This is a genomic window from Roseicyclus mahoneyensis, assembly GCF_003148775.1.
In the GTDB taxonomy this organism is placed as follows: domain Bacteria; phylum Pseudomonadota; class Alphaproteobacteria; order Rhodobacterales; family Rhodobacteraceae; genus Roseicyclus; species Roseicyclus mahoneyensis.
In genome coordinates, this window is record NZ_QGGW01000001.1 from 601,432 (window position 1) to 619,996 (window position 18,565).

16 protein-coding genes and 1 tRNA gene are annotated in these 18,565 nt (G+C 65.9%); 2 read left to right on the forward strand and 15 right to left on the reverse strand.

Annotated elements, in window-relative coordinates:
* The 11 genes from pufB to C7455_RS03045 all read right to left on the reverse strand — a co-directional run bounded on the left by pufB (position 1) and on the right by C7455_RS03045 (position 12,448).
* Complete coding sequence (gene pufB / locus C7455_RS02995) at positions 1-156, reverse strand: light-harvesting antenna LH1, beta subunit (protein ID WP_109665289.1); 156 nt, start codon at positions 154-156, stop codon at positions 1-3.
* Positions 157-421: 265 nt separating this feature from the next.
* The gene (locus C7455_RS03000) at positions 422-1,363 is read right to left on the reverse strand and encodes a 1-phosphofructokinase family hexose kinase (protein WP_109665291.1); all 942 of its coding nucleotides are present in this window, start codon (positions 1,361-1,363) and stop codon (positions 422-424) included.
* A 54-nt stretch (positions 1,364-1,417) separates the two neighbouring features.
* On the reverse strand, positions 1,418-2,971 hold the full coding sequence (locus C7455_RS03005; protein ID WP_109665292.1) for a rhodanese-like domain-containing protein: 1,554 nt from the start codon (positions 2,969-2,971) through the stop codon (positions 1,418-1,420).
* A 35-nt stretch (positions 2,972-3,006) separates the two neighbouring features.
* Complete coding sequence (locus tag C7455_RS03010; protein WP_109665293.1) at positions 3,007-3,381, reverse strand: Na+/H+ antiporter subunit G; 375 nt, start codon at positions 3,379-3,381, stop codon at positions 3,007-3,009.
* A 13-nt stretch (positions 3,382-3,394) separates the two neighbouring features.
* Complete coding sequence (locus C7455_RS03015) at positions 3,395-3,664, reverse strand: K+/H+ antiporter subunit F (protein WP_109665294.1); 270 nt, start codon at positions 3,662-3,664, stop codon at positions 3,395-3,397.
* Complete coding sequence (locus C7455_RS03020) at positions 3,661-4,152, reverse strand: Na+/H+ antiporter subunit E (protein ID WP_109665295.1); 492 nt, start codon at positions 4,150-4,152, stop codon at positions 3,661-3,663. The genes C7455_RS03015 and C7455_RS03020 overlap by 4 nt, the downstream gene beginning before the upstream one ends.
* Positions 4,153-4,155: 3 nt before the next feature.
* Positions 4,156-5,718 (reverse strand): monovalent cation/H+ antiporter subunit D, encoded by a 1,563-nt coding sequence (locus C7455_RS03025; RefSeq protein ID WP_109665296.1) that lies wholly within the window; start codon positions 5,716-5,718, stop codon positions 4,156-4,158.
* Positions 5,715-6,080, reverse strand: coding sequence for a Na+/H+ antiporter subunit C (locus C7455_RS03030; RefSeq protein WP_109665297.1), 366 nt, complete (start codon positions 6,078-6,080; stop codon positions 5,715-5,717). Before C7455_RS03030 ends, C7455_RS03025 begins: the two co-directional genes overlap by 4 nt.
* Position 6,081: 1 nt before the next feature.
* Entirely contained in the window at positions 6,082-8,943 is a 2,862-nt protein-coding gene (locus C7455_RS03035; RefSeq protein ID WP_109665298.1) for a monovalent cation/H+ antiporter subunit A, read from the reverse strand.
* 1,154 nt (positions 8,944-10,097) lie between these two features.
* Positions 10,098-11,372 carry a phospholipase D-like domain-containing protein gene (locus tag C7455_RS03040; protein WP_109665299.1) on the reverse strand — a complete coding sequence of 425 codons (1,275 nt, stop codon included), beginning with the start codon at positions 11,370-11,372 and terminating at the stop codon, positions 10,098-10,100.
* Positions 11,369-12,448 (reverse strand): Hint domain-containing protein, encoded by a 1,080-nt coding sequence (locus tag C7455_RS03045; RefSeq protein WP_170118979.1) that lies wholly within the window; start codon positions 12,446-12,448, stop codon positions 11,369-11,371. The genes C7455_RS03040 and C7455_RS03045 overlap by 4 nt, the downstream gene beginning before the upstream one ends.
* A 100-nt stretch (positions 12,449-12,548) precedes the next feature.
* On the opposite strand from C7455_RS03045, the gene C7455_RS03050 reads away from it, so the two are divergent.
* The gene (locus C7455_RS03050) at positions 12,549-13,229 is read left to right on the forward strand and encodes a Fic family protein (protein ID WP_170118980.1); all 681 of its coding nucleotides are present in this window, start codon (positions 12,549-12,551) and stop codon (positions 13,227-13,229) included.
* An 84-nt stretch (positions 13,230-13,313) separates the two neighbouring features.
* A tRNA-Gly gene (locus tag C7455_RS03055) sits at positions 13,314-13,387 on the forward strand.
* 259 nt (positions 13,388-13,646) lie between these two features.
* On the opposite strand, the gene C7455_RS03060 is transcribed toward C7455_RS03055, so the two are convergent.
* The 4 genes from C7455_RS03060 to zwf form a co-directional block, all read right to left on the reverse strand.
* Positions 13,647-14,672 (reverse strand): AbrB family transcriptional regulator, encoded by a 1,026-nt coding sequence (locus C7455_RS03060; protein ID WP_109665303.1) that lies wholly within the window; start codon positions 14,670-14,672, stop codon positions 13,647-13,649.
* A 145-nt stretch (positions 14,673-14,817) separates the two neighbouring features.
* Positions 14,818-16,422 carry a glucose-6-phosphate isomerase gene (gene pgi / locus C7455_RS03065; RefSeq protein WP_109665304.1) on the reverse strand — a complete coding sequence of 535 codons (1,605 nt, stop codon included), beginning with the start codon at positions 16,420-16,422 and terminating at the stop codon, positions 14,818-14,820.
* 5 nt (positions 16,423-16,427) lie between these two features.
* Entirely contained in the window at positions 16,428-17,099 is a 672-nt protein-coding gene (gene pgl, locus C7455_RS03070) for a 6-phosphogluconolactonase (RefSeq protein ID WP_109665306.1), read from the reverse strand.
* 1 nt (position 17,100) lies between these two features.
* Positions 17,101-18,546, reverse strand: coding sequence for a glucose-6-phosphate dehydrogenase (zwf, locus tag C7455_RS03075; RefSeq protein ID WP_109665307.1), 1,446 nt, complete (start codon positions 18,544-18,546; stop codon positions 17,101-17,103).
* Positions 18,547-18,565: the final 19 nt, after the last annotated feature.

Below are 18,565 nucleotides of genomic sequence, written 5' to 3' on the forward strand. Positions count from 1 at the left end.
TCAGCCGAGCCACGGCGTGGACACGGCGACCAGCACATGCGCCAGAAGCGCGATCGCACCGAAGACGCGTGTGCCGTCAATGAGGTAGCTATGTACCTCTTCTGCTTCTTTCAGGGTCAGACCGGTCGGCCAGACCTTATCGGGATCGTCGGACATGCGCCGCCCCTCCTTTCTTGCGATTGCAACCGGCGGGCACGATGCCTCGCCGTTCCCGGACGTTGCGCAAGACACCGCGCACCGCCACCGATTACAGGCTGTCACGTAAACCTGACATATTCAACTGTAAATCAAACGAGACAGTCGTATTCGCCGTCCTCTCTTATATCCCAAAGCGCTTTCAGTCCTGAGCGCTCAGACAAGGCGGCCAAGACGGGTCAGAACCTCTGCCCCAATCAACGCCAAGTCGAATCGTTCAGAGGGTTCAGACCGGTCGGGCAAGGCTTTGCGGCAGCAGGGCTTGGACCATCGCCGCATCGCACAGCTCCGTGGCGGGCGTCGTTACCGCAGCGCTTGCGGCGGCGCATCCATGGCTCAGCACCTCGGGCAAGGGCAGACCGCGCGACAGGGCCAGAACGGCGCCCGCAACGAAACTGTCGCCCGCCCCGGTGCGCGAGACGACCGGCACCCGCGCGGCGGGTGCCATCCACCACCCCTCGAAGCTCGCCAGAACCGAGCCTTCGGCGCCGCGCGCGACGATCACCACATCGGCCGCTCCCTGCGCCACCAGATCGGCGGCGAAGGCCGCGCTGTCGGCGGCGGTCTGCAAGGCGCGACCTGCCAGCGCCACCGATTCCTCGAAATCCACCCGCAAGAGCGCCATCCCCGTCCGCGCCCCGGCCAAGGCCACCAGCCCCGCGCCCGATGTGTCGGCGACGACTTTAGCGCCCTGCCCCGTCAACCGCCGCACCAGATCGACCAGCGCGCCCGGCGACACACCCGGCGGAAGGGAGCCTGACAGGACCACCCAATCCCCCGGCGCGCAATGCGTTGAAAGGGCCTCGGTCGCGGCCGTCATATCCTCGGGCGTCCATGTCGGCCCGGGAAAGATGAAGCGGAACTGGCGCCCTGTCGTCGTCTCGATCACCGAAAGGTTCTGGCGCATCTCGCCCGGTGCTGGCAGGCGCAAGACGGGCACGTCATGCGCGGCCAGCATCCGCTCCAGCGCATCACCGCCCGCGCCGCCTGCGGCCACCAGCGCCGTGGCCTCGCCGCCCAGCTGCACGATGGCGCGCGCCACATTGATGCCGCCACCGCCGGGATCGCGCGCTGGATCCGTGCAGCGCAGCTTTTCGCCCGGCATGACCTCGGGCGTCGTGGTCTCGAGATCAAGCGCGGGGTTGAACGTGACGGTCAAGATGGACATGCCGACAGTTAGACCGGGAGGGCGCGCAGGCTCAAGAGGCGCCTGCCCTGCGGATCAGGGGCGGAGGTGAAACTGCGCGCCTTCGCCCGCGCTCAATTGATCGACAAGACCCTTTTCCCACGACAGATACAGGCGCGAGGCATCGGCATCGCCGTCATGACGGCCATGGGCAAAGCTGATGACATCGACCGCCTCGGACATCTCCATCGCAGCCCCCGCGACGATCACCGCCCCGGCAGCGGCAAGCGCGGGCAAGCCACCCTCGACCACCCGCACGTCCGCGCGGCCCAGTGCCGACAGGGTTGTGGCCGCCAGAACGGCGCGCGGGCTTGCATCGCCGATCAGGTAGATCGCTTCGGGCCCCGCGGACAGATCGCGCAGGCGCGACCTGATCGACCATTGCGCACCTGCGACCGTGCCGTTCCGGTGGACGGCTGAGGCGCGCAAATCGACCAGACGCGCCCGGCCCGTCGCCACATCGGCAAGCGCGCGATCGGCCGCAATCCGGGGCGCTGGGGCGATGGCGGGGTCGGGGCGCGCGACGGGCGGAAGGTCGCGCAGCGCGTCGGTCAGCGTGCAGACCGCGACCTCATACCCCAAGGCGCGCAGCCAATAGGCCGCCAAACCGCCCCTCAGACCCAGATCGTCGACCAGCACCACCCGGGCGCGGCGCAGACCGATGAACAGGTCGGTCGCCTGCACCAACGTGACCACCGGCGCGGACCGGGCGCAGGGAACCGGGTCCGCCGCCGTCTCGGCCGGGTCGCGCACATCCAGCACATAGGTTGTGCGCGTGGTGTCCGACAGCATCGCCGCCACCTCGGCTGCCCCTGCTTCGGGGATCTTGTGCCGTTCGATGAACATCGTCGCCCGGGCGCGGGTGGAGTCCGGGTCACCCGGCGGCAGGGCGGCGGGTGTCACATCGCGGACCAGATCGAACCCCGCCAGCCGCCAGCCCTGCGTGCCATCCTCAAGCCACCAGACCTCGCGCTCGGGCGCGATCAGCGACAGGCTGGCCGCGCCGACGATGCCGCGGGTGCGGCCCGCGCAGGTCAGCACGATGGGCAGGCCCTCGGGCAGGCTGTCGAGGCGATGGGGCAATTCCCCGTTGGGCAGGCAGGTAGCACCGGGCACGGTCATCTTGGCATGTTCCGCCGCGGGCCGCGTGTCGAAGAACAAGACGTCACGCCCCCCCGACAGCCATTTTGCCAGATCGGCAGGCGCCACGGGGCGCGGATGCAGCGCCAGTTCCGCCAGCTCGCCCAAGGTCTTGGAGGGAACATGCACCCCCTTGTAGAGCGTGTATCCCGCCGCCGCCCAAGCGGGCGTGCCGCCCGCGACGACCGACACATCGCTGTAGCCCATGTCGGCAAGCGTTTCGGCGGCCATCTGGGCGATCTTGTCACCACCGTCGATCAAGATGATGGGGGCCGACAGGCGCGGTACCAGCGCGCCTATGGCCAGTTCCATCTCGCTGAAGGGGCAAGGCACTGCAAAAAGCGGATGGCCCTCGGAAAACGGTCCGGCCTCGCGCAGGTCGATCAGCGCGACCTCATGGTGCCCCAGAACCCGCGCCGCTGCCTGCGCGGGTGTGATGATGTCGGACATGTTTCCCCCTTTTGCCCCTTGGACCTGTGGCCCGGTCAGGGTTTGGGCGGACCTTGCGGCGCATCCTCATAGACCGACCAGCCATGCGGTCCCTTGGTGTCGGGCAGGTCTTCCTTGCGCAGGCTCTGGAGCATGTAGACCTTTGCGATGAAATGCGCCGTGACGGGCGCGGTCAGGAAGAGGAACATCGTGATGAGCAGTTCGTGAAAGGAAAACTGATCCTTCTCGACGTAGAACCAGATCATCGAGGCGATCAGCATGCCGCCCACGCCCAGCGTCGTCGCCTTGGTCGGCGCATGCAGCCGCTGCAGCGTGTTCTTCAACCGAACCAGCCCGAAGGATCCGACAAAGCCGAAGATACCGCTTATGACCAGCGCCAGCGCGATCAGGAACTCACCCACAAGGCTCATGATCCGTTCCCCCTCACTCGATGATGTCGCCGCGCAGCAAAAAGCGGCAATAGGCAACCGTTGACACGAAGCCGACCATCGCGATCAGCATCGCCGCCTCGAAATAGATCGCCGTGCCGCGCCAGATTCCATAAAGCACAAGCAACGCGATGACATTGATCACCATCGTGTCCAGCGCAAGGATACGGTCGGCGGCATGCGGCCCGAGCACGATCCGCCACAGGTCAAGGACCAAAGCGATGCCGTAGCAGGCGGCGGCGAAGACAAGGGCCATCTCGATCATGGAAAAATCTCCTTCAGGCGCCGCTCGTAGCGCGACTTGATCTGGTCCCGCACAGCGTCTGGGTCATCGGTGTCGAGCGCATGCACGAGGATGGAGGTGGCATCGGCCGACAGCGTCGCCGAGACCGTGCCGGGCGTCATGGTGATGGTGCCCGCCAGAACCGTGATCGCCTCGGCCGAGGTCAATTCGATCGGCACACAGATCCAGACCGAGCGGATTTTCGCCTCGGGCCGGAACAGCAAGATCAGGGCGACCTGCACATTGGCGACCACGATGTCCCACAGCACGATCAGCACGAATTCGAGGACCGCCAAGGGGTTACGGATGCGGGGGCGGTCGGGCCAATAGGCCGCCGTCAGCATCGGAACCACAAGGCCGAAGCCCGCCCCGAGGATCAGGTTGCCCGGCGTGACCTTGTTCACGAGGCCAAGCCAGACCAGCAGCAATGTCACGCTGAGAAGCGGATGGGGAACCAGACGGCGCAACATGGCTCAGCCCTCCTGCTCGATCACGGTGTCGATCGGGGTCGCATCCTCGGTCTCGACGGGGCCGAGAACAGCCGCGACATAGCCCGCACGGTCAAAGACCTGTACGGCGGTCGCCTCAAGATAGCCCGCGACAGGGTGGGCAAAGGCCGCGAGGCCGGCCAGAACCCCAAGCGTGATCATGGCCGGGGCGAGCTCGCCTGCGGTCGCGCGGCGGGCGGCCGGACCCTCCGCAGGCCCTGCAGCCATCGCAGTGGACGACCAGAACAGCGCACTGCCCGCCCGCGCAAAGCCCACGATCGTCAGCAGCGACCCGCCCAGGATTGCCGACCAGGCCCAGACCATCGTGCCCGGCTCACGCAAGGCATCGAGCACCAGCAGCTTGCCCAGAAATCCGCTGAGCGGTGGCATGCCGGCCATGGCGATGGCCGCTCCGAAAAAGATCGCCGCGAACAGTCCGTTCTGCACCGTAGCGGCCGCAGGTCGCAGGCTGTCGCCCGCCCGTCGCGTGACCACCAGATCGGCGATCAGGAACAGGCTGGCGGCGGCAAAGGTGGAATGGACCAGATAGTACAGCGCCGCCATCGTCGCTTGCGGCGAGAACACCGCAACCGCGACCAGCAGCGTGCCCATCGAGCCCACGACCGAAAAAGCGATCAGCGGCATCAGGCGGCGTGCCCCCAGAACGCCGAAGGCGCCGATGGCAATGGTCACGATGGCGGCGGGAAACAGCCATGTCGTCGCCAGATCCTCGGTCGCCTCGATGCCGGGGCCAAAGGACGTGGTGTGGATGCGCAAGATCGCATAGGCGCCCACCTTGGTCATGATCGCAAACAGCGCCGCCACGGGGGCAGGTGCGTTGGCATAGGTCGCAGGCAGCCAGAACTGCACCGGGAAAAGCGCCGCCTTGACCGCGAAGACGATCATGAAAAGGATCACGGCCACCCGCACCAGCGCCGCCTCCTCCGCCGGGATGGTGGGGATCACAACGGCCAGATCGGCGATGTTGAGCGTGCCGGTCGAGGCATAGAGCGTACCGAGCGCAAACAGGAACAGGGTCGATCCGGCAAGATTCATCACGACATATTGCAAGCCCGCCTTGATCCGGTCGCGCCCGCCCGCATGGATCATCAAGCCGTAAGACGCAATCAGCAGCACCTCGAAGAACACGAACAGGTTGAACACGTCGCCCGTCAGGAAGGCGCCGCAGATCCCCATGAGCTGGAACTGGAACAGCGTGTGGAAATGCTTGCCGCGCGCATCCCAGCCGGTGGCGATGGCATGGATCAGCACGATCAGCGCCAGCGTGGCCGTCAGCAGCACCATCAGGGCCGACAACCGGTCAAGCACGAGCACGATGCCGAAAGGCGCGGGCCAGTCGCCCAGCCGGTAGACATGCGTCTCGCCACCTGCGGCCAGCCACGCCAGCACGATTGCAATGGCCAGCAACAGCACGGTGCCCGTGACCGACGCAATGCGCGCCAGCCCGATGTCGTGGCGCATGACAAAGCCGATGACGGGCGCCAGCAGCGCGGGCAGAACGACGGGAAGGATGATCCAGTGCATCACGCGGCCCCCCCGCGCTGGTCATCATCGCGACTTTCGACCGGGTCGATGTCGATACGGTCGCTGTCGGCCTCGAGGTAGGCGGCAAGGCCGATCATCACCAGAACAGCCGTCATCCCGAAGGAGATCACGATGGCCGTCAGCACCAGCGCCTGCGGCAGCGGGTCGGTGTAGGACCCCTCACCGTAGCGCGCCAGGATCGGGGACTGGTCGATGGCCAGCCGTCCGCTGGCGAAAAGAAAGACGTTGACCGCATAGGACAGCAAGGCAAGGCCAAGGATCACCGGAAAAGTGCGCAGGCGCAGCAGCAGGTAGACCCCACCCGCAGTCAACACGCCGATGGCGCTCGCGATAAGGATTTCCATCTCAGGCCCCCGGTCTTTGGTCGATGACCCGGTCGGCGGGATCGAAATCCATCGCCTCGGCGTTCACGGTTTCGCCGGCAAGCCGCGCGATCCGCGACAGGCTGTAGAGCATCAGCATCACCGCCCCCAGAACGGTCAGGAAGACGCCCAGATCGAAGAACATGGCCGTGGCCAGTTCGAATTCCTCGATCGGAGGCAGGTGGACATAGGTATAGGCCGAGGTGAGAAACGGCGTTCCCGAAAGCCAAGCCCCTGCCCCGGTCAGCCCGGCGATGATGATGCCGAAGCCGATCATGGTGTGATACTCGATCCGCTTGCGCGCCTGCGTCCAGGCAAAGCCCGAGGCCATGTACTGCATCAGAAGTGCGATGGCGATCACCAGACCCGCGACAAAGCCCCCGCCCGGCTGGTTGTGGCCGCGCAGGAAGATATAGGCGCCGACCACGATGGCGATGGGCATCAGGACACGGGTGACGACCACCATCATCAGCGGGTGCCGGTCGCGCGAGAGATCTTGTGAGTAATCCCTCTCGCGCAGACGACGCCCTGCGGGGCCGCCGACCAACGCATGGACCAGCGCGTAGATCACCATGCCCGCGATCCCCAGCACGATGATCTCGCCATAGGTATCGTAGCCGCGGAAATCGACGAGGATGACGTTGACCACATTGGTCCCGCCGCCGCCCTCGTAGCTGTTGTCGAGGTGGAACTGAGAGATGGTCGAAATATCGCGCAGCAAGAAGGCATAGGCCAGCGCGCCCACGCCTCCGCCCGCCGCGACGGCGATCACCCCGTCGCGCGCCTTTCGCGCCAGCGTGCTTTCGGCAGGCGTCGTCTTGGGCAGGAAATGCAGCGCCAGAAGCAGGAGCATGATCGTCACCGTCTCGACCGAGATCTGCGTCAGCGCAAGATCGGGCGCCGAGAGATAGGCAAAACCCGCCGAGATGGTCAGTCCGATGATCCCGATCAGCACCAGCGCGGTGAAGCGCTCGCGGTGCAAGATCACGACCGAGGCGCAGGCCACGACCAGCATCAGCCAGCCGATCGCGATGACGGGCGGCACCGGCAACAGACCCCGCGTCGTCGCCGACAGGCCGGAGCCCGCAAAGGCCGCAGCCCCGAGCGCCACCGCGGCAACCACGAAAATCGCAAGGTATCGGCTGATCGCGCCGTTGTGCGTGGCCTCGGTGATGGTGCACGACAGGGCGACCACCGCGGCGACAAGCCGGTCGAAGATCGCCTTGGCTTCGGGTCGCGGTGCAAGGGTCCAAGCCCGGTCAAGCGGACGGTGCAGCGCCAGCAGCACCGCCCCGCCCAGCACCGCGATGACCGACATCCACAGCGCGGGCGTGACCCCGTGCCAGATCTTCAGATGCGGGTGCAGATCGGCACCCGTCACCGCACTGGCGGCCGCCGTCACGATCCCTTCGGCCAGCCAGGGCATCACGCCGATCAGCACGACCAAAACCGTCAGCAGCGCCGGCGAGGCCCAAAGACCAAAAGGTGGATCATGGGGCTTGTGCGGATAATCGTCGCGCTTGGGCCCGAAGAACACATGGACGATGAACCGCAAGGAATAGGCCACCGACAAGAGCGCGCCCAGCGTTGCCAGAACCGGCACGGCAAGCGCACTGCCCGCCCAGACGGTGTGTGACGCCTCCTCCAGCATCATTTCCTTGGACAAGAAGCCGTTGAGCAGCGGTATCCCCGCCATAGACAGCGCCGCGATGGTGCCGATGGCAAAGGTGATGGGCATCAGGTGGCGCAAGCCTCCCAGCCGCTTGATATCGCGGGTATGGGTCTCGTGATCGACGATCCCCGCCGTCATGAAGAGCGCCGCCTTGAAGGTCAGGTGGTTGAGGATGTGGAATACGGCGGCCACTGCCGCGGCGGTCGTGCCGAACCCCAGAAGCATGGTCAGAAGGCCCAGATGGCTGACCGTCGAGAACGCCAGCAGCGCCTTGAGATCATCCTTGAACAGCGCGATCAGCGCGCCCAGCACCATGGTGATCAGGCCCGTCGTGGTGACGATGTAGAACCACGCCTCTGTCCCTGCCAGCACCGGCCAGAGGCGCGCCAGCAAGAAGACACCCGCCTTCACCATGGTCGCCGAATGCAGGTAGGCCGAGACCGGCGTCGGCGCGGCCATCGCGTGCGGCAACCAGAAATGGAACGGGAATTGCGCCGATTTGGTGAAGGCGCCGATCAAGATCAGGATCAGCGCGGGCAGATACCACTCGGAGGCCCGGATTGCGTCGCCTTGCTGCAAGATCTCGGTCAACTGGTAGCTGCCCGCGATCTGGCCCAAAATCAGCATGCCACCGATCAGCGCCAGCCCCCCCGACCCGGTGACGGCCAGCGCCATCCGAGCGCCCTGCCGCCCCTCGGGCAGATGCTTCCAGAACCCGATCAAAAGGAAGGACGACAACGAGGTCAGTTCCCAGAAGATCAGCATCAGCAAGATGTTGTCTGAAATCACGATGCCCAGCATCGCGCCCTGAAACAGCAGGAGATAGGTATAGAACTGCCCCATCGGGTCCTCGCCCGACAGGTAGAAGCGGGCGTAGAGCGTGATCAAGAGACCCACGCCCAGAATCATCGCGGCAAAGAGCAGGCCCAACCCGTCGAGGAAAAAGGACACCGATAGGCCAAGCTGCGGCAGCCACGCGATCTCGGCCTCGATCACCTCGCCGCGCAGCACCGCGGGGGCAAGAATCATCAGCAGCACCAAGGCCAGCGCGGTCGGCACGGCGGTGAAGCTGGCGCAGGCATTGCGGCCTGCGCGAATCATGATCCCCGGCAACAGCGCGCCCAAAAAAGGCAAAGCCGATATCAGGAATAGGAAAAACCCTTGGTCGTTCATGTCTGCGTCCCTGCCGTGCACGCGGCCCAGCGCCCTCGATATGCGGTGGCGCGGTATTGTAAAGGCCTCCATGCCCTTTGAACGGCGCATTCCTCGAAAAATGAAGTCGGCGATGCGCGCGATCCCCCTTTCGGACGGCGGGCGGCGCAGATTCCACGCTGCCGCCCACTTTCCGGCGCAATCGACCGTCACGGTCGGGGCTGGAAACGGTCGGCGCGTCCCTCGCGGCGCGTGCGAAGCAGAGGCCCGCAAGGATCCCTCTCTTCCCCCTCCGATTCCGGTCTTGACGTTCTGTCCTGCCCCCTGTCCGAGACGCCGTGATCCAAAGATCGCGTGCCGAACCGACAGGGGCCAGGGCCAGGTCGCAAGATCAAGGACCGGATTGCCCGACGTGCCGCACGCATGCGCACGACCGACGGCGACCTCCCCGCGCGCCCCAAGGCGTGCGACGGTGGTCCCAAGGTCTGCAAGCGCCCAACGGTGCAAAGGACAGATCCGCAAGGAACCGAACGCTTTGGCCCCAGGCCTTCGCCGATGACGCCCCTGCCCCAAAGGCAAGTGACACATCGACGAGGACACCCGGGCAGAGCTTCGTGAAAAGGTAGACCCGTCGAAAGACGTGACCTGCCCGCAACCCGACCCCGGTGGTCGCCCAGATCTGCTGCTGCAGGCGAGGGCGACAATCGGAACGGGTCAAGGGCAAGACACGTCCCGAAACGGGAAAACCCGGACACGAGGCGCCCCGGCGTCCTTGTCGATGTCGATCATGCCCGCAAGGCAGGGATCGTCAGACGCAAGGACCGAAGGTCAGAGCCAACAGTTCCCCAAGGAACCGTCCCAGCACCCCAAGCGCCCAGCCAGACCAAAGGATCACCCGACCATGCCGCAAGGCGCGCAGGAGTGACCCCGACGTCCGCGCGTGCCAAAGGCACCAAGGCAAGCCAGTCCGCGATCGCGCGGTCTGACCCGAACCCCTGACGGCGCGGCACGTGATCCGAGGATCATGAGCGTCGAAGACAGGGGCAGGCAGAACCGAAAGTCCGGAAGCGGAGGACAAGGAAGAGAGGGGCGCCCGGCGGGCCTCCATCTTTTTTTGCCGATCCGTCTTGAAGTCGGAAGCGGGCAAGACCGCGGCAGATCCGGGCGCGGCTCTCTCAAGCCACCTTGCGCCCGCCCCTCGCGACGCGCCCCGAGATGGTATCGAAATCGGCGGCAAAAGCCTGTGCCAGCGCAGGGTTCTTTCGCCACAGAATGCGGTGGTCGGAATGGCGGGTGGTGGCATCCTCGGTCATGTTGGCGGTGCCCGACAGCACCAACCCGGTCTCAAGGCAACACAGGTATTTCTGGTGCATCCGCCGCCGCGTCGTCGCAACCGTCATTGGCAGACCCTGTCGCGCGGCGAGGTCGCGCAACCCCTCGGCGGTGCGCGCACCGATGGTGCCGTCCAGCAGCAGCTCGACCCGCACATCCCGTTGGGCGGCCTCGATCAGGGCGGCAAACTCGGGCACGCGCGCCGACAGCGCATACATCGCCACCCGCAGCGACGCCCCGCCGGGCACGCCCCGGATTGCCTCGAGACCCAGCGTGTTGAGCGTGAGCGGCGCGGGTTTGCGCGCGCCCGAGGGGCGAAGGAGCTCGATGGCGCGCCTGTCATTGCGCGGCGCATGCCCGGCGGTGGCGGTCTTCGCGGCGGGGCTGCGGCCGGAAAAGGCCACCATGACGGCCGCATCGGCCAGGCGGCGCGGCCCGGGGACTGAACGGTCCCCGGCCATGCCCACGCCAAGGATATCGGCCAGACGTTCGGGCGTGTGCAGGTCATGCCCCTGCGCGGCCTCGGACTTGAGGCGGGCCATGATGTGGCGCGTACGCTCGGTTGCGGCGGTCAGCCTGTGATCGGCCCAAAGCGCCGAGAACTCCTCGGCGAAGGGACACAAGATTGCATCATCCTCCGTCAGCACGAGGTTTTCATAGGCCTGCCGCCCGCGGGCGGTCCAGTTGTAGCTGCCAAGCGTCATCGCTTGTGGCTGCCCGTCGATGACCAGAAGAAGCGTCTTGTGATGCAGCATGCCCCGGCTCGCGCCATAGCTGTAGCGCAGCCGTCCATCTTCGTCGGCGTAGTAGGGCACATCGAGCTTGAACTTGATGAAAAGGTTGCGCAGCCCCTCGTCCGCCATCGATTCCAGCACGGTGGGGGCACCGCGCGCGCTCTGGCTCCAGTCGGCGATGATGCGCAGCGTCAGCTGCGGATGGGCGTGGCACAGATCGACCAGCGCCTGCGCAATGCGCCGGTCGGTGAAGGCAAAGCACATCGCCTGCAGCTCGACGCGCGCCCCGGCGGCGGCTGCATCCCCCGCGCGCTCGATCATCCCAATGACCGAAGCGGCGAGCGCATCACCCCCCTGCAACGAGGTGAAGACCGCCCGCGTCATGCCGCCGCCGCCTGTTCGACATCATGCGGCAGGCTGCGCAAGGCCCGCTCCGGCAGGCCCTCGATCAGCCTGACCGACAGGATCGGGCGCGCGGGCGGGCCATAGGCATGATCGGGATCGTCGGCGAGACCCGGAACCAGCTGCAACAGGTCGGCGCGGTCGGCCTCCGGCAGGCTGGCAAGCGCAAAGGCGCGCGGCAAAAAGGTCTCGGCCGGCAGGCCATTGGCAAAGACCAGCCCGTGGCGCGGCAGCAGGATCTGGACATACTCGACCGAGGTGCAGGCTGTATCTTGCACGATTCCCGGTCGACCGCACAGCGCCTTGGCCTTTGCCAGCCCGCCCCGCGCAAAGCGCCGCCCGTCGGGGCCCGCGACCAGCAGCCGGTGTTGCGGCGACAGCCGCAGGTCGGTCGACGGCAGGCCATGTCCCATCGCACCCGCCCGGATCACCACCGGCTGATGACGGTGCGCGAGATGGCCAAAGCTGGTACGCCGCCGCCCGATCCACAAGATCGGCTGCAGCCCGTCATCGAGCGTCTGCACGAGATCGCCGATGCGAAGCCGCTCCACCAAGACCGCCCCCCGTTCCGTGGCGATCAGTGTTCCGGCCACAAAGCAGACCGGCGCACTGGGCAGGTTGAAGTGATGCTGTTCGAGGTCGGCAACCGTCAGCCCCTCGAAACGCAGCGAGGACCCGTCGTCGAGGATCAGAAGCGCCGTGCCGTCGGCATCGTCAAACAGACGCGCCTGCACGTCCTCCCAGTAGGTCACGCCGCTGGCCACAAGCCCGACGGTGCCGCCCACCACATCGAAATCCATCACGACATCATGGCCGTAGCCATCGCCGAAGATGATCCTGTCGGCCCCGCCACCACCCCAGAGCGTGTCATTTCCCGCACCGCCGTCGAGGACATCATCGCCATCGCCGCCAAACAGCAGATCGTCACCATCGCCGCCGAAAAGCGTATCTTCGCCGCCATGCCCGTAAAGCGTGTCGTCGCCGTCCAGACCCTGAATCTCGTCAGGATCGGCCGAGCCGTCAAGAATATCCGAACCATTGGTACCGATGATGAGCACGGGGCAACTCGATGACCTACACGACACAGACCCTGACATAAGGGCGAATTTAGCGAAAATTGTCCTCGTAAAGCGGCGAAAAGTTGACTTGTTCAACCACATGATGCGCAACTACGCCCCGCAGGCAGGGGCCGGGCACGCCATGGCAAGATTGTGCAATTTCCAGTCCGCGCCCGATGCGGGCAAGGCTCTCGCGGGGCGCTGCGCCGAGGCGCAGGAACGGCTCTGGGCGATGCCCGATGACGACCGGATCGCCCTTCTGGCCGACAGCCGCGCCCTGCATGCGGACCTCTTTGCGGGTCTCGCCCCTCCGGACTGGCCCGACGCCCCCGGCACCTGGCGCGGCACGCCCGGCAGCAGCATCGTGGCCGCGCCGCGTGCCGTGTTTCTGGCCAGGCGCCTGCCCGGCCTGCGCCACCGCGACCTGTGCCTGCCACCCGAGGCGGTGCCCGCCGCGATGGCTGCCCTTGCCGCGGATCTGCACAGCCTGTGGCGCGACCGCCCCGGCCTGACCGATCCGTGGCGCGCGGCCTCTTTCACCGCAATGGCGGGCGCGACGGCACGGTTCTTTGCGATCCATCCCTACATGGACGGCAACGGGCATATCTGGCGTCTGACGCTGCCTGCGCTGGCCCGCAGGCTGGGCCTCGGGGCACATCCCGGCTGGACCCTTCACCGCCGTCCCTACGGTCCCGAATTCAGCCTTGCCTTGCAATGGTACAAGGATCACCCGACGATCCTGGGCGATCAATTGCGACGCTGGTTCCGCCCCGAGCCATGAACCCGAGCCGCGACCCGAGAGAAGCCGCTTGACCCTTGTTTGGGCTTGAAGCCCAAGCACAGGACCGTTAGAATTAAAGGCGTGGCGGGTATGGTGAAATGGTATCACACGAGCTTCCCAAGCTCTTGGCGCGGGTTCGATTCCCGCTACCCGCTCCACCCTCCATCATGGCCGGCCAGTGCGTGGTGCAAGGCAGCACCAGCGCGCCACCCAAACGCTGCGATGCATCTGGCAAACCATCACCGGATCATCGCTGAAATACCCTGAAATCGTTTCTCGAGCGCCTGATTTCCGCCGCATCGGGGTATCATTGTAGATGGTATCGAAACGGCGGGCCCCTTCCTCCCTGCCCCGCCCGTTTTTCCCTCCCTGACCCGACTTCGGGCCGCATTCCCAAGGATGCGGCCCTTTTCCGTCTCAGGCGCGGACCCGGGCGATCATCAAGGGGACCATCACGGTCAGCGCCAGCAACCGGAACACATGATGGGCCGCAACAAGCGCCGGTTCCAGCCCGGTTTCGACCGCGATGGCGGCCATCACCTCCACCCCTCCCGGCGCAAAGGCCAACAGGAGCGCCGCGGCGGGCAAGCCGGTCAGATGGGAGGCGACCACGGCACCGATCGCGGCCACCGCGCATGCGATGATCGTCGTCACCACGCCAGCCCCGAGCGCGGCCCAAACCCCCCTCGGGTCGAACCCGCGAAACCGCGTGCCGATCAGCGTGCCCATGCACATGAAGGCCCCGACCTGCAACCAGACCGGGATCGCCCCGGGCGTCAGGCCCGTGCCATGCCCGATGGCCGAAACCGCCATGCCCCCCAGCACCAGCGCCGCAGGCACATTCAGCCGCAAAAAGACCCAGCCGACCGCCAGTGCCACAGGAAAGGTCGCGGCCAAGGCCAAGGGCGAGATCGCGCCGTAATCGGTCAGGTAGGCTGTCCCCTCCACGCCCCAGAGCGCGATCAGCACCGGCACCGCCAGCGTCAGCAGCAGCACCCGCACTGTTTGCACCAGCGCCACCCGTGGCACATCGGCGTTGAGGTCCGTCGAGAGCGTCAGGACATAGCTCAGATGCCCCGGAGTCGCGCAGAGCAGCGCCGTCATCTTGTCATAGCCGAACCCACGGATCAGTGCCGCCTGCGCCACGACCACCACCGCCACCAGCGTCAGCACAAGCACCGCCAGCGAAATCGGCCATGACAAGGCTGTGGCGATGACCTCGGGTGTCACCGTGCTGCCGATGGTGACCCCGATGACAAGGAACACACCATCCCGCAGCCGGGCAGGCAGGAGCGTGGGCACCCCCATCAGGGTCGCCGCCGACACCGCCGCCGCTGGCCCCGTCAGTACCGCCGCCGGAAACCCGATCAGCCAAAACAGCGCCGCGCCAACCGCGCCGATCGCCAACGTGACCAGCGTTTCCCTCAGTGCTGTGCGCGTCATCGCTGTGTGACCTGTCCCCGTTCCCGGCCCTACACATCCCGAACCGACGGGAAGGTCAAGTCACCCGAACACCGGCCACCAGCTTAATCTCCCCAAAAAACGGAGGCGCGCTTGCACCAAGCGCGCAAGGCCCGAGGTCTTCCCCTCAACGCGCCTGAGCGAAGGCGACCAGCGCCAGCGTGGAGCCATCCTTGCCCGCACCATCCGAAGCGCCCGACAGGACCGGTTCCAGCGATTTCGCCAGCTCCTTGCCCAACTCGACCCCCCATTGGTCAAAACTGTTGATGCCGAGGATAACCCCCTCGACAAAGACGCGATGCTCGTAAAGCGCAATGATCTGCCCCAAGACATAGGGAGTCAGCTGCGGATAGATCAGCGTGGTCGAAGGCCGGTTGCCCGGAAAGACGCGGTGGCGCGCCTGACGGTCCAGCTCCGCCCCCTCCAGCCCCTTGGCGGCCATCAATGCGCGCGCCTCTTCCAGACTGCGGCCGCGCATCAAGGCCTCCGATTGCGCAAGGCAATTGGCCACCAGCAGGCGGTGATGATGGGCCAGATCGGGCTCATGACCCTTTGCCGCCACTATGAACTCGCAGGGCACCACGCGCGTGCCCTGATGAATCAGCTGGTAAAAGGCATGCTGTCCATTGGTGCCCGGCTCGCCCCAGACGACCGGCCCCGAGGGAACAGACAGATCGCCGCCATCCATCGCCACGCGCTTGCCATTGCTCTCCATCTCCAGCTGCTGGAGATAGGCAGGCAGCCGCGACAGGCGCTGGTCATAGGGCAAGACGGCGCGGGTGGCATGGCCCTGCACCTGCGCGTGCCAGATCCCCACCAGTGCCAGCAAGACCGGCAGGTTGTCGGACAGCGGTGCCGTGCGGAAATGCTCATCCATCGCGCGCGCACCGTCGAGAAATTCGCCGAACCGCGCAGGCCCAACCGCCAGCATCACGCCCAGACCGATCGGCCCCCAAAGCGAATAGCGCCCGCCGACCCAATCCTCGAAGCCAAAGACGCGCGCCGGGTCGATGCCATAGGCCGTGGTCAGGTCCACCGCGCTCGACAGGGCCGCGAATTGCGCCGCGGGGTCCGCAACGGTCTGCGCCATCCAGCCCCGCGCCGTGTCGGCATTGGTCATGGTCTCGATGGTGCTAAAGGTCTTGGAAGCGACGATGACCAGAGTTGTCGTCGGATCAATCCCTTGCAGAGTGTCGTGAATGTGGGCCCCATCCACGTTCGAGACATAATGCACCCTCGGCCCGTCCTGCCAAGGAGCCAAAGCCAGTGTCGCCATCGCAGGCCCAAGGTCCGAGCCGCCAATGCCGATATTGACCACATCCGTATAGGCCCCGCCCGCGCCGGCGATCTCGCCCGCCCGCACCTGCCGCGCAAACTCCGCCATCCGCGCGCGGGTCGCCAGAACACCGGGCATCACATCTTGCCCATCGACAAGGATCGGCCCCGCCTCGGCCCGCAATGCGGTGTGCAAGACTGCGCGCCCCTCGGTTTCATTGATCTTGGCGCCCGCGAACATGGCGTCGCGCCGCGCCTCGACCTCCGCCCGCCGCGCAAGCTCCAGCAACAGCGCCAGACCCGCCTCGTCGAGCTGCGTCTTGGAAAAGTCGAACAACATGTCGCCTGCGCGCCGCGAAAAGCGCGCAGCACGCCCCGCGTCATCGAACAGCGAGAGCATCGACCGCCCCTCCCGGACCGCCGCATGCGCCTTCAGATCGTGCCAGATATCGGCCATAGCCCTCACTCCGCCCAGTGCACCATCGCTTGACCCAGCACGCAGCGCACCGGCGCCTCGGCCAGAGGCAGGCTTGCCGCGCGCTCCAGCGCCGCACGTTTGTCGGCGCCCGTGATCAGGATGTGGATGGTCATCGCTGCCTTCAGCACGGGGGCTGTCAGCGTGATCCGTGGCTCGCCTGCGCCTTCTGCGCGCATCGCCATCAAAGGCGGCGCGTCATCGGCCAGCGCCGCCGCAAGGTTGTCGGCACCGGGAAACAGGCTTGCCGTGTGCATGTCCGCCCCCATGCCCAGCAGCAGCACCGACAGCGGCAGATGCGGGGCAAGACCCCCGGCCAGATCCTCCAGCCGATCCTCCGGTTGCTCGGCGGCTGCGTAAAGCGGGATCAAGGTCGCGGCTGAAGCCTTTGATACCAATAGGCGTTTTCGGATCAGGCCCGTGTTGGACCGCGGATTGTCCTCGGGCACCCAGCGCTCGTCGTTCAGGACCACGGCGACGCGGTCCCAATCCAGCGCCTGTTCCGACATCACATCAAAGACCGGACCCGGTGTTGTGCCGCCCGGCACGGAAAAACTCACACGATCATTGAGCCGCAGGGCCTCGGCCAGATCGGCGGTAAGCCTGTCGGCCAGTCCCAAAATGAGCAGGTCACGGTCGGGATATTCCACGAAGTCCATCTCAGATCTCCCGCCAGCGTCGGTTGTCGCGGTGCATCAAGATCGCCGCCTCTTCCGGGCCGGTATTGCCCGGCTCATAGGGCACGGGCCGGTCGCCGCGCCCTTCCCAGCCTGCGATGATCGGATCGGTCCAGCCCCAGGCCGCCTCCACCTCGTCGCCGCGCATGAACAGCGTCTGGTTGCCCCGGATCACGTCCATGATCAGCCGCTCGTAGGCATCGGGCACATCGGCCACCTCGGGCCCCAACGCATCGGCGAAACTCATGTCCAGCGGCACATCGATCAGACGCATGCCCCCCGGCCCGGGTTCCTTGATCGTCACCCGAAGGTCGATCCCTTCATCGGGCTGCAACCGGATCGACAGCACATTGGCGCGGTTGCCCGCGTCCGCGTCGAAGATGGAATGGGGCGTTTCCTTAAAATGGATCACGATTTCCGATTTCCGCGCCTTCAGCCGCTTGCCGGTGCGCAGGTAGAAGGGCGTACCGTTCCAGCGCCAGTTGGCGATGTGCAGCTTCATGGCGATGAAGCTTTCCGATCGGCTGGCGGTGTTCTCCACGTCCTGAAGGTAGGACGGCTGAGCGCCCGCCTTGTATTGCCCGCGCACGATGTGTTCGGGCGGCACCGGATCCAGTGCGCGGATCACCTTGAGCTTCTCGTCGCGCACTGCATTGGGCTCGAACCGCGCGGGCGGCTCCATCGCGGTCAGGCACAAGAGCTGCATCAGGTGGTTTTGCACCATGTCCCGCATCGCACCCGACTTGTCGTAATAAGCCCCGCGCCCGCCCACGCCGACCTCTTCGGCCACCGTGATCTGGACATGGTCGACATATTGCGAATTCCACAGCGGCTCGAACAGGGTATTGCCAAAGCGCACCGCCATCAGGTTCTGGACGGTTTCCTTGCCGAGGTAATGGTCGATCCGATAGATCTGCGTCTCGTTGAAATGGGTGGCCAGTGTGGCATTGAGCTCGCGCGCGGTGGCAAGGTCGCGCCCGAAGGGCTTTTCCACTACGATTCTGGCATCCTGACGGGCGATATTGAAGTGATGCAATCGCTCCGCCAAGGCCCCGAACAGGCTGGGCGCGACCGAGAAATAGAACGCCTGAACCACATCGTCGCGGATCTCGCCCTTGAGATCTGCCCAACCGGCATCCCCCGTGGCATCGACGGCCACGTAGCTCAGCCTTTCGCAAAATGCCTTGACACCGCTTGGATCGCGCTTTGAGGCAGGAAGAAAGGTCTCGATCGCCTCGACGACCTGCGCGCGCCACGCGGCACTGTCCTGTTCGGTGCGGGCGGCCCCGATGATGCGGGCCTCAGGCGGCATCTGCCCGTCGCAAAACCGGCGGTAGAGACCCGGCAGGATCTTGCGCCGGGCAAGATCGCCCGTGGCCCCGAAGATGACGAGGTCGAACGGATCGACCGGAATGACACGCGAGACCATGATCGCCCTTCCCCTGCCG

Coding starts and splice junctions, on each gene's coding strand:
- C7455_RS03050 (WP_170118980.1), top strand. CDS start 12,549: ATGATGCGCAACTACGCCCCGCAGGCAGGGGCCGGGCACGCCATGGCA.
- C7455_RS03010 (WP_109665293.1), bottom strand. CDS start 3,381: ATGAGCCTTGTGGGTGAGTTCCTGATCGCGCTGGCGCTGGTCATAAGC.
- C7455_RS03060 (WP_109665303.1), bottom strand. CDS start 14,672: ATGACGCGCACAGCACTGAGGGAAACGCTGGTCACGTTGGCGATCGGC.
- C7455_RS03005 (WP_109665292.1), bottom strand. CDS start 2,971: ATGTCCGACATCATCACACCCGCGCAGGCAGCGGCGCGGGTTCTGGGG.
- C7455_RS03000 (WP_109665291.1), bottom strand. CDS start 1,363: ATGTCCATCTTGACCGTCACGTTCAACCCCGCGCTTGATCTCGAGACC.
- C7455_RS03035 (WP_109665298.1), bottom strand. CDS start 8,943: ATGAACGACCAAGGGTTTTTCCTATTCCTGATATCGGCTTTGCCTTTT.
- zwf (WP_109665307.1), bottom strand. CDS start 18,546: ATGGTCTCGCGTGTCATTCCGGTCGATCCGTTCGACCTCGTCATCTTC.
- C7455_RS03030 (WP_109665297.1), bottom strand. CDS start 6,080: ATGGAAATCCTTATCGCGAGCGCCATCGGCGTGTTGACTGCGGGTGGG.
- pgi (WP_109665304.1), bottom strand. CDS start 16,422: ATGGCCGATATCTGGCACGATCTGAAGGCGCATGCGGCGGTCCGGGAG.
- pgl (WP_109665306.1), bottom strand. CDS start 17,099: ATGGACTTCGTGGAATATCCCGACCGTGACCTGCTCATTTTGGGACTG.
- C7455_RS03020 (WP_109665295.1), bottom strand. CDS start 4,152: ATGTTGCGCCGTCTGGTTCCCCATCCGCTTCTCAGCGTGACATTGCTG.
- C7455_RS03040 (WP_109665299.1), bottom strand. CDS start 11,372: ATGACGCGGGCGGTCTTCACCTCGTTGCAGGGGGGTGATGCGCTCGCC.
- C7455_RS03015 (WP_109665294.1), bottom strand. CDS start 3,664: ATGATCGAGATGGCCCTTGTCTTCGCCGCCGCCTGCTACGGCATCGCT.
- pufB (WP_109665289.1), bottom strand. CDS start 156: ATGTCCGACGATCCCGATAAGGTCTGGCCGACCGGTCTGACCCTGAAA.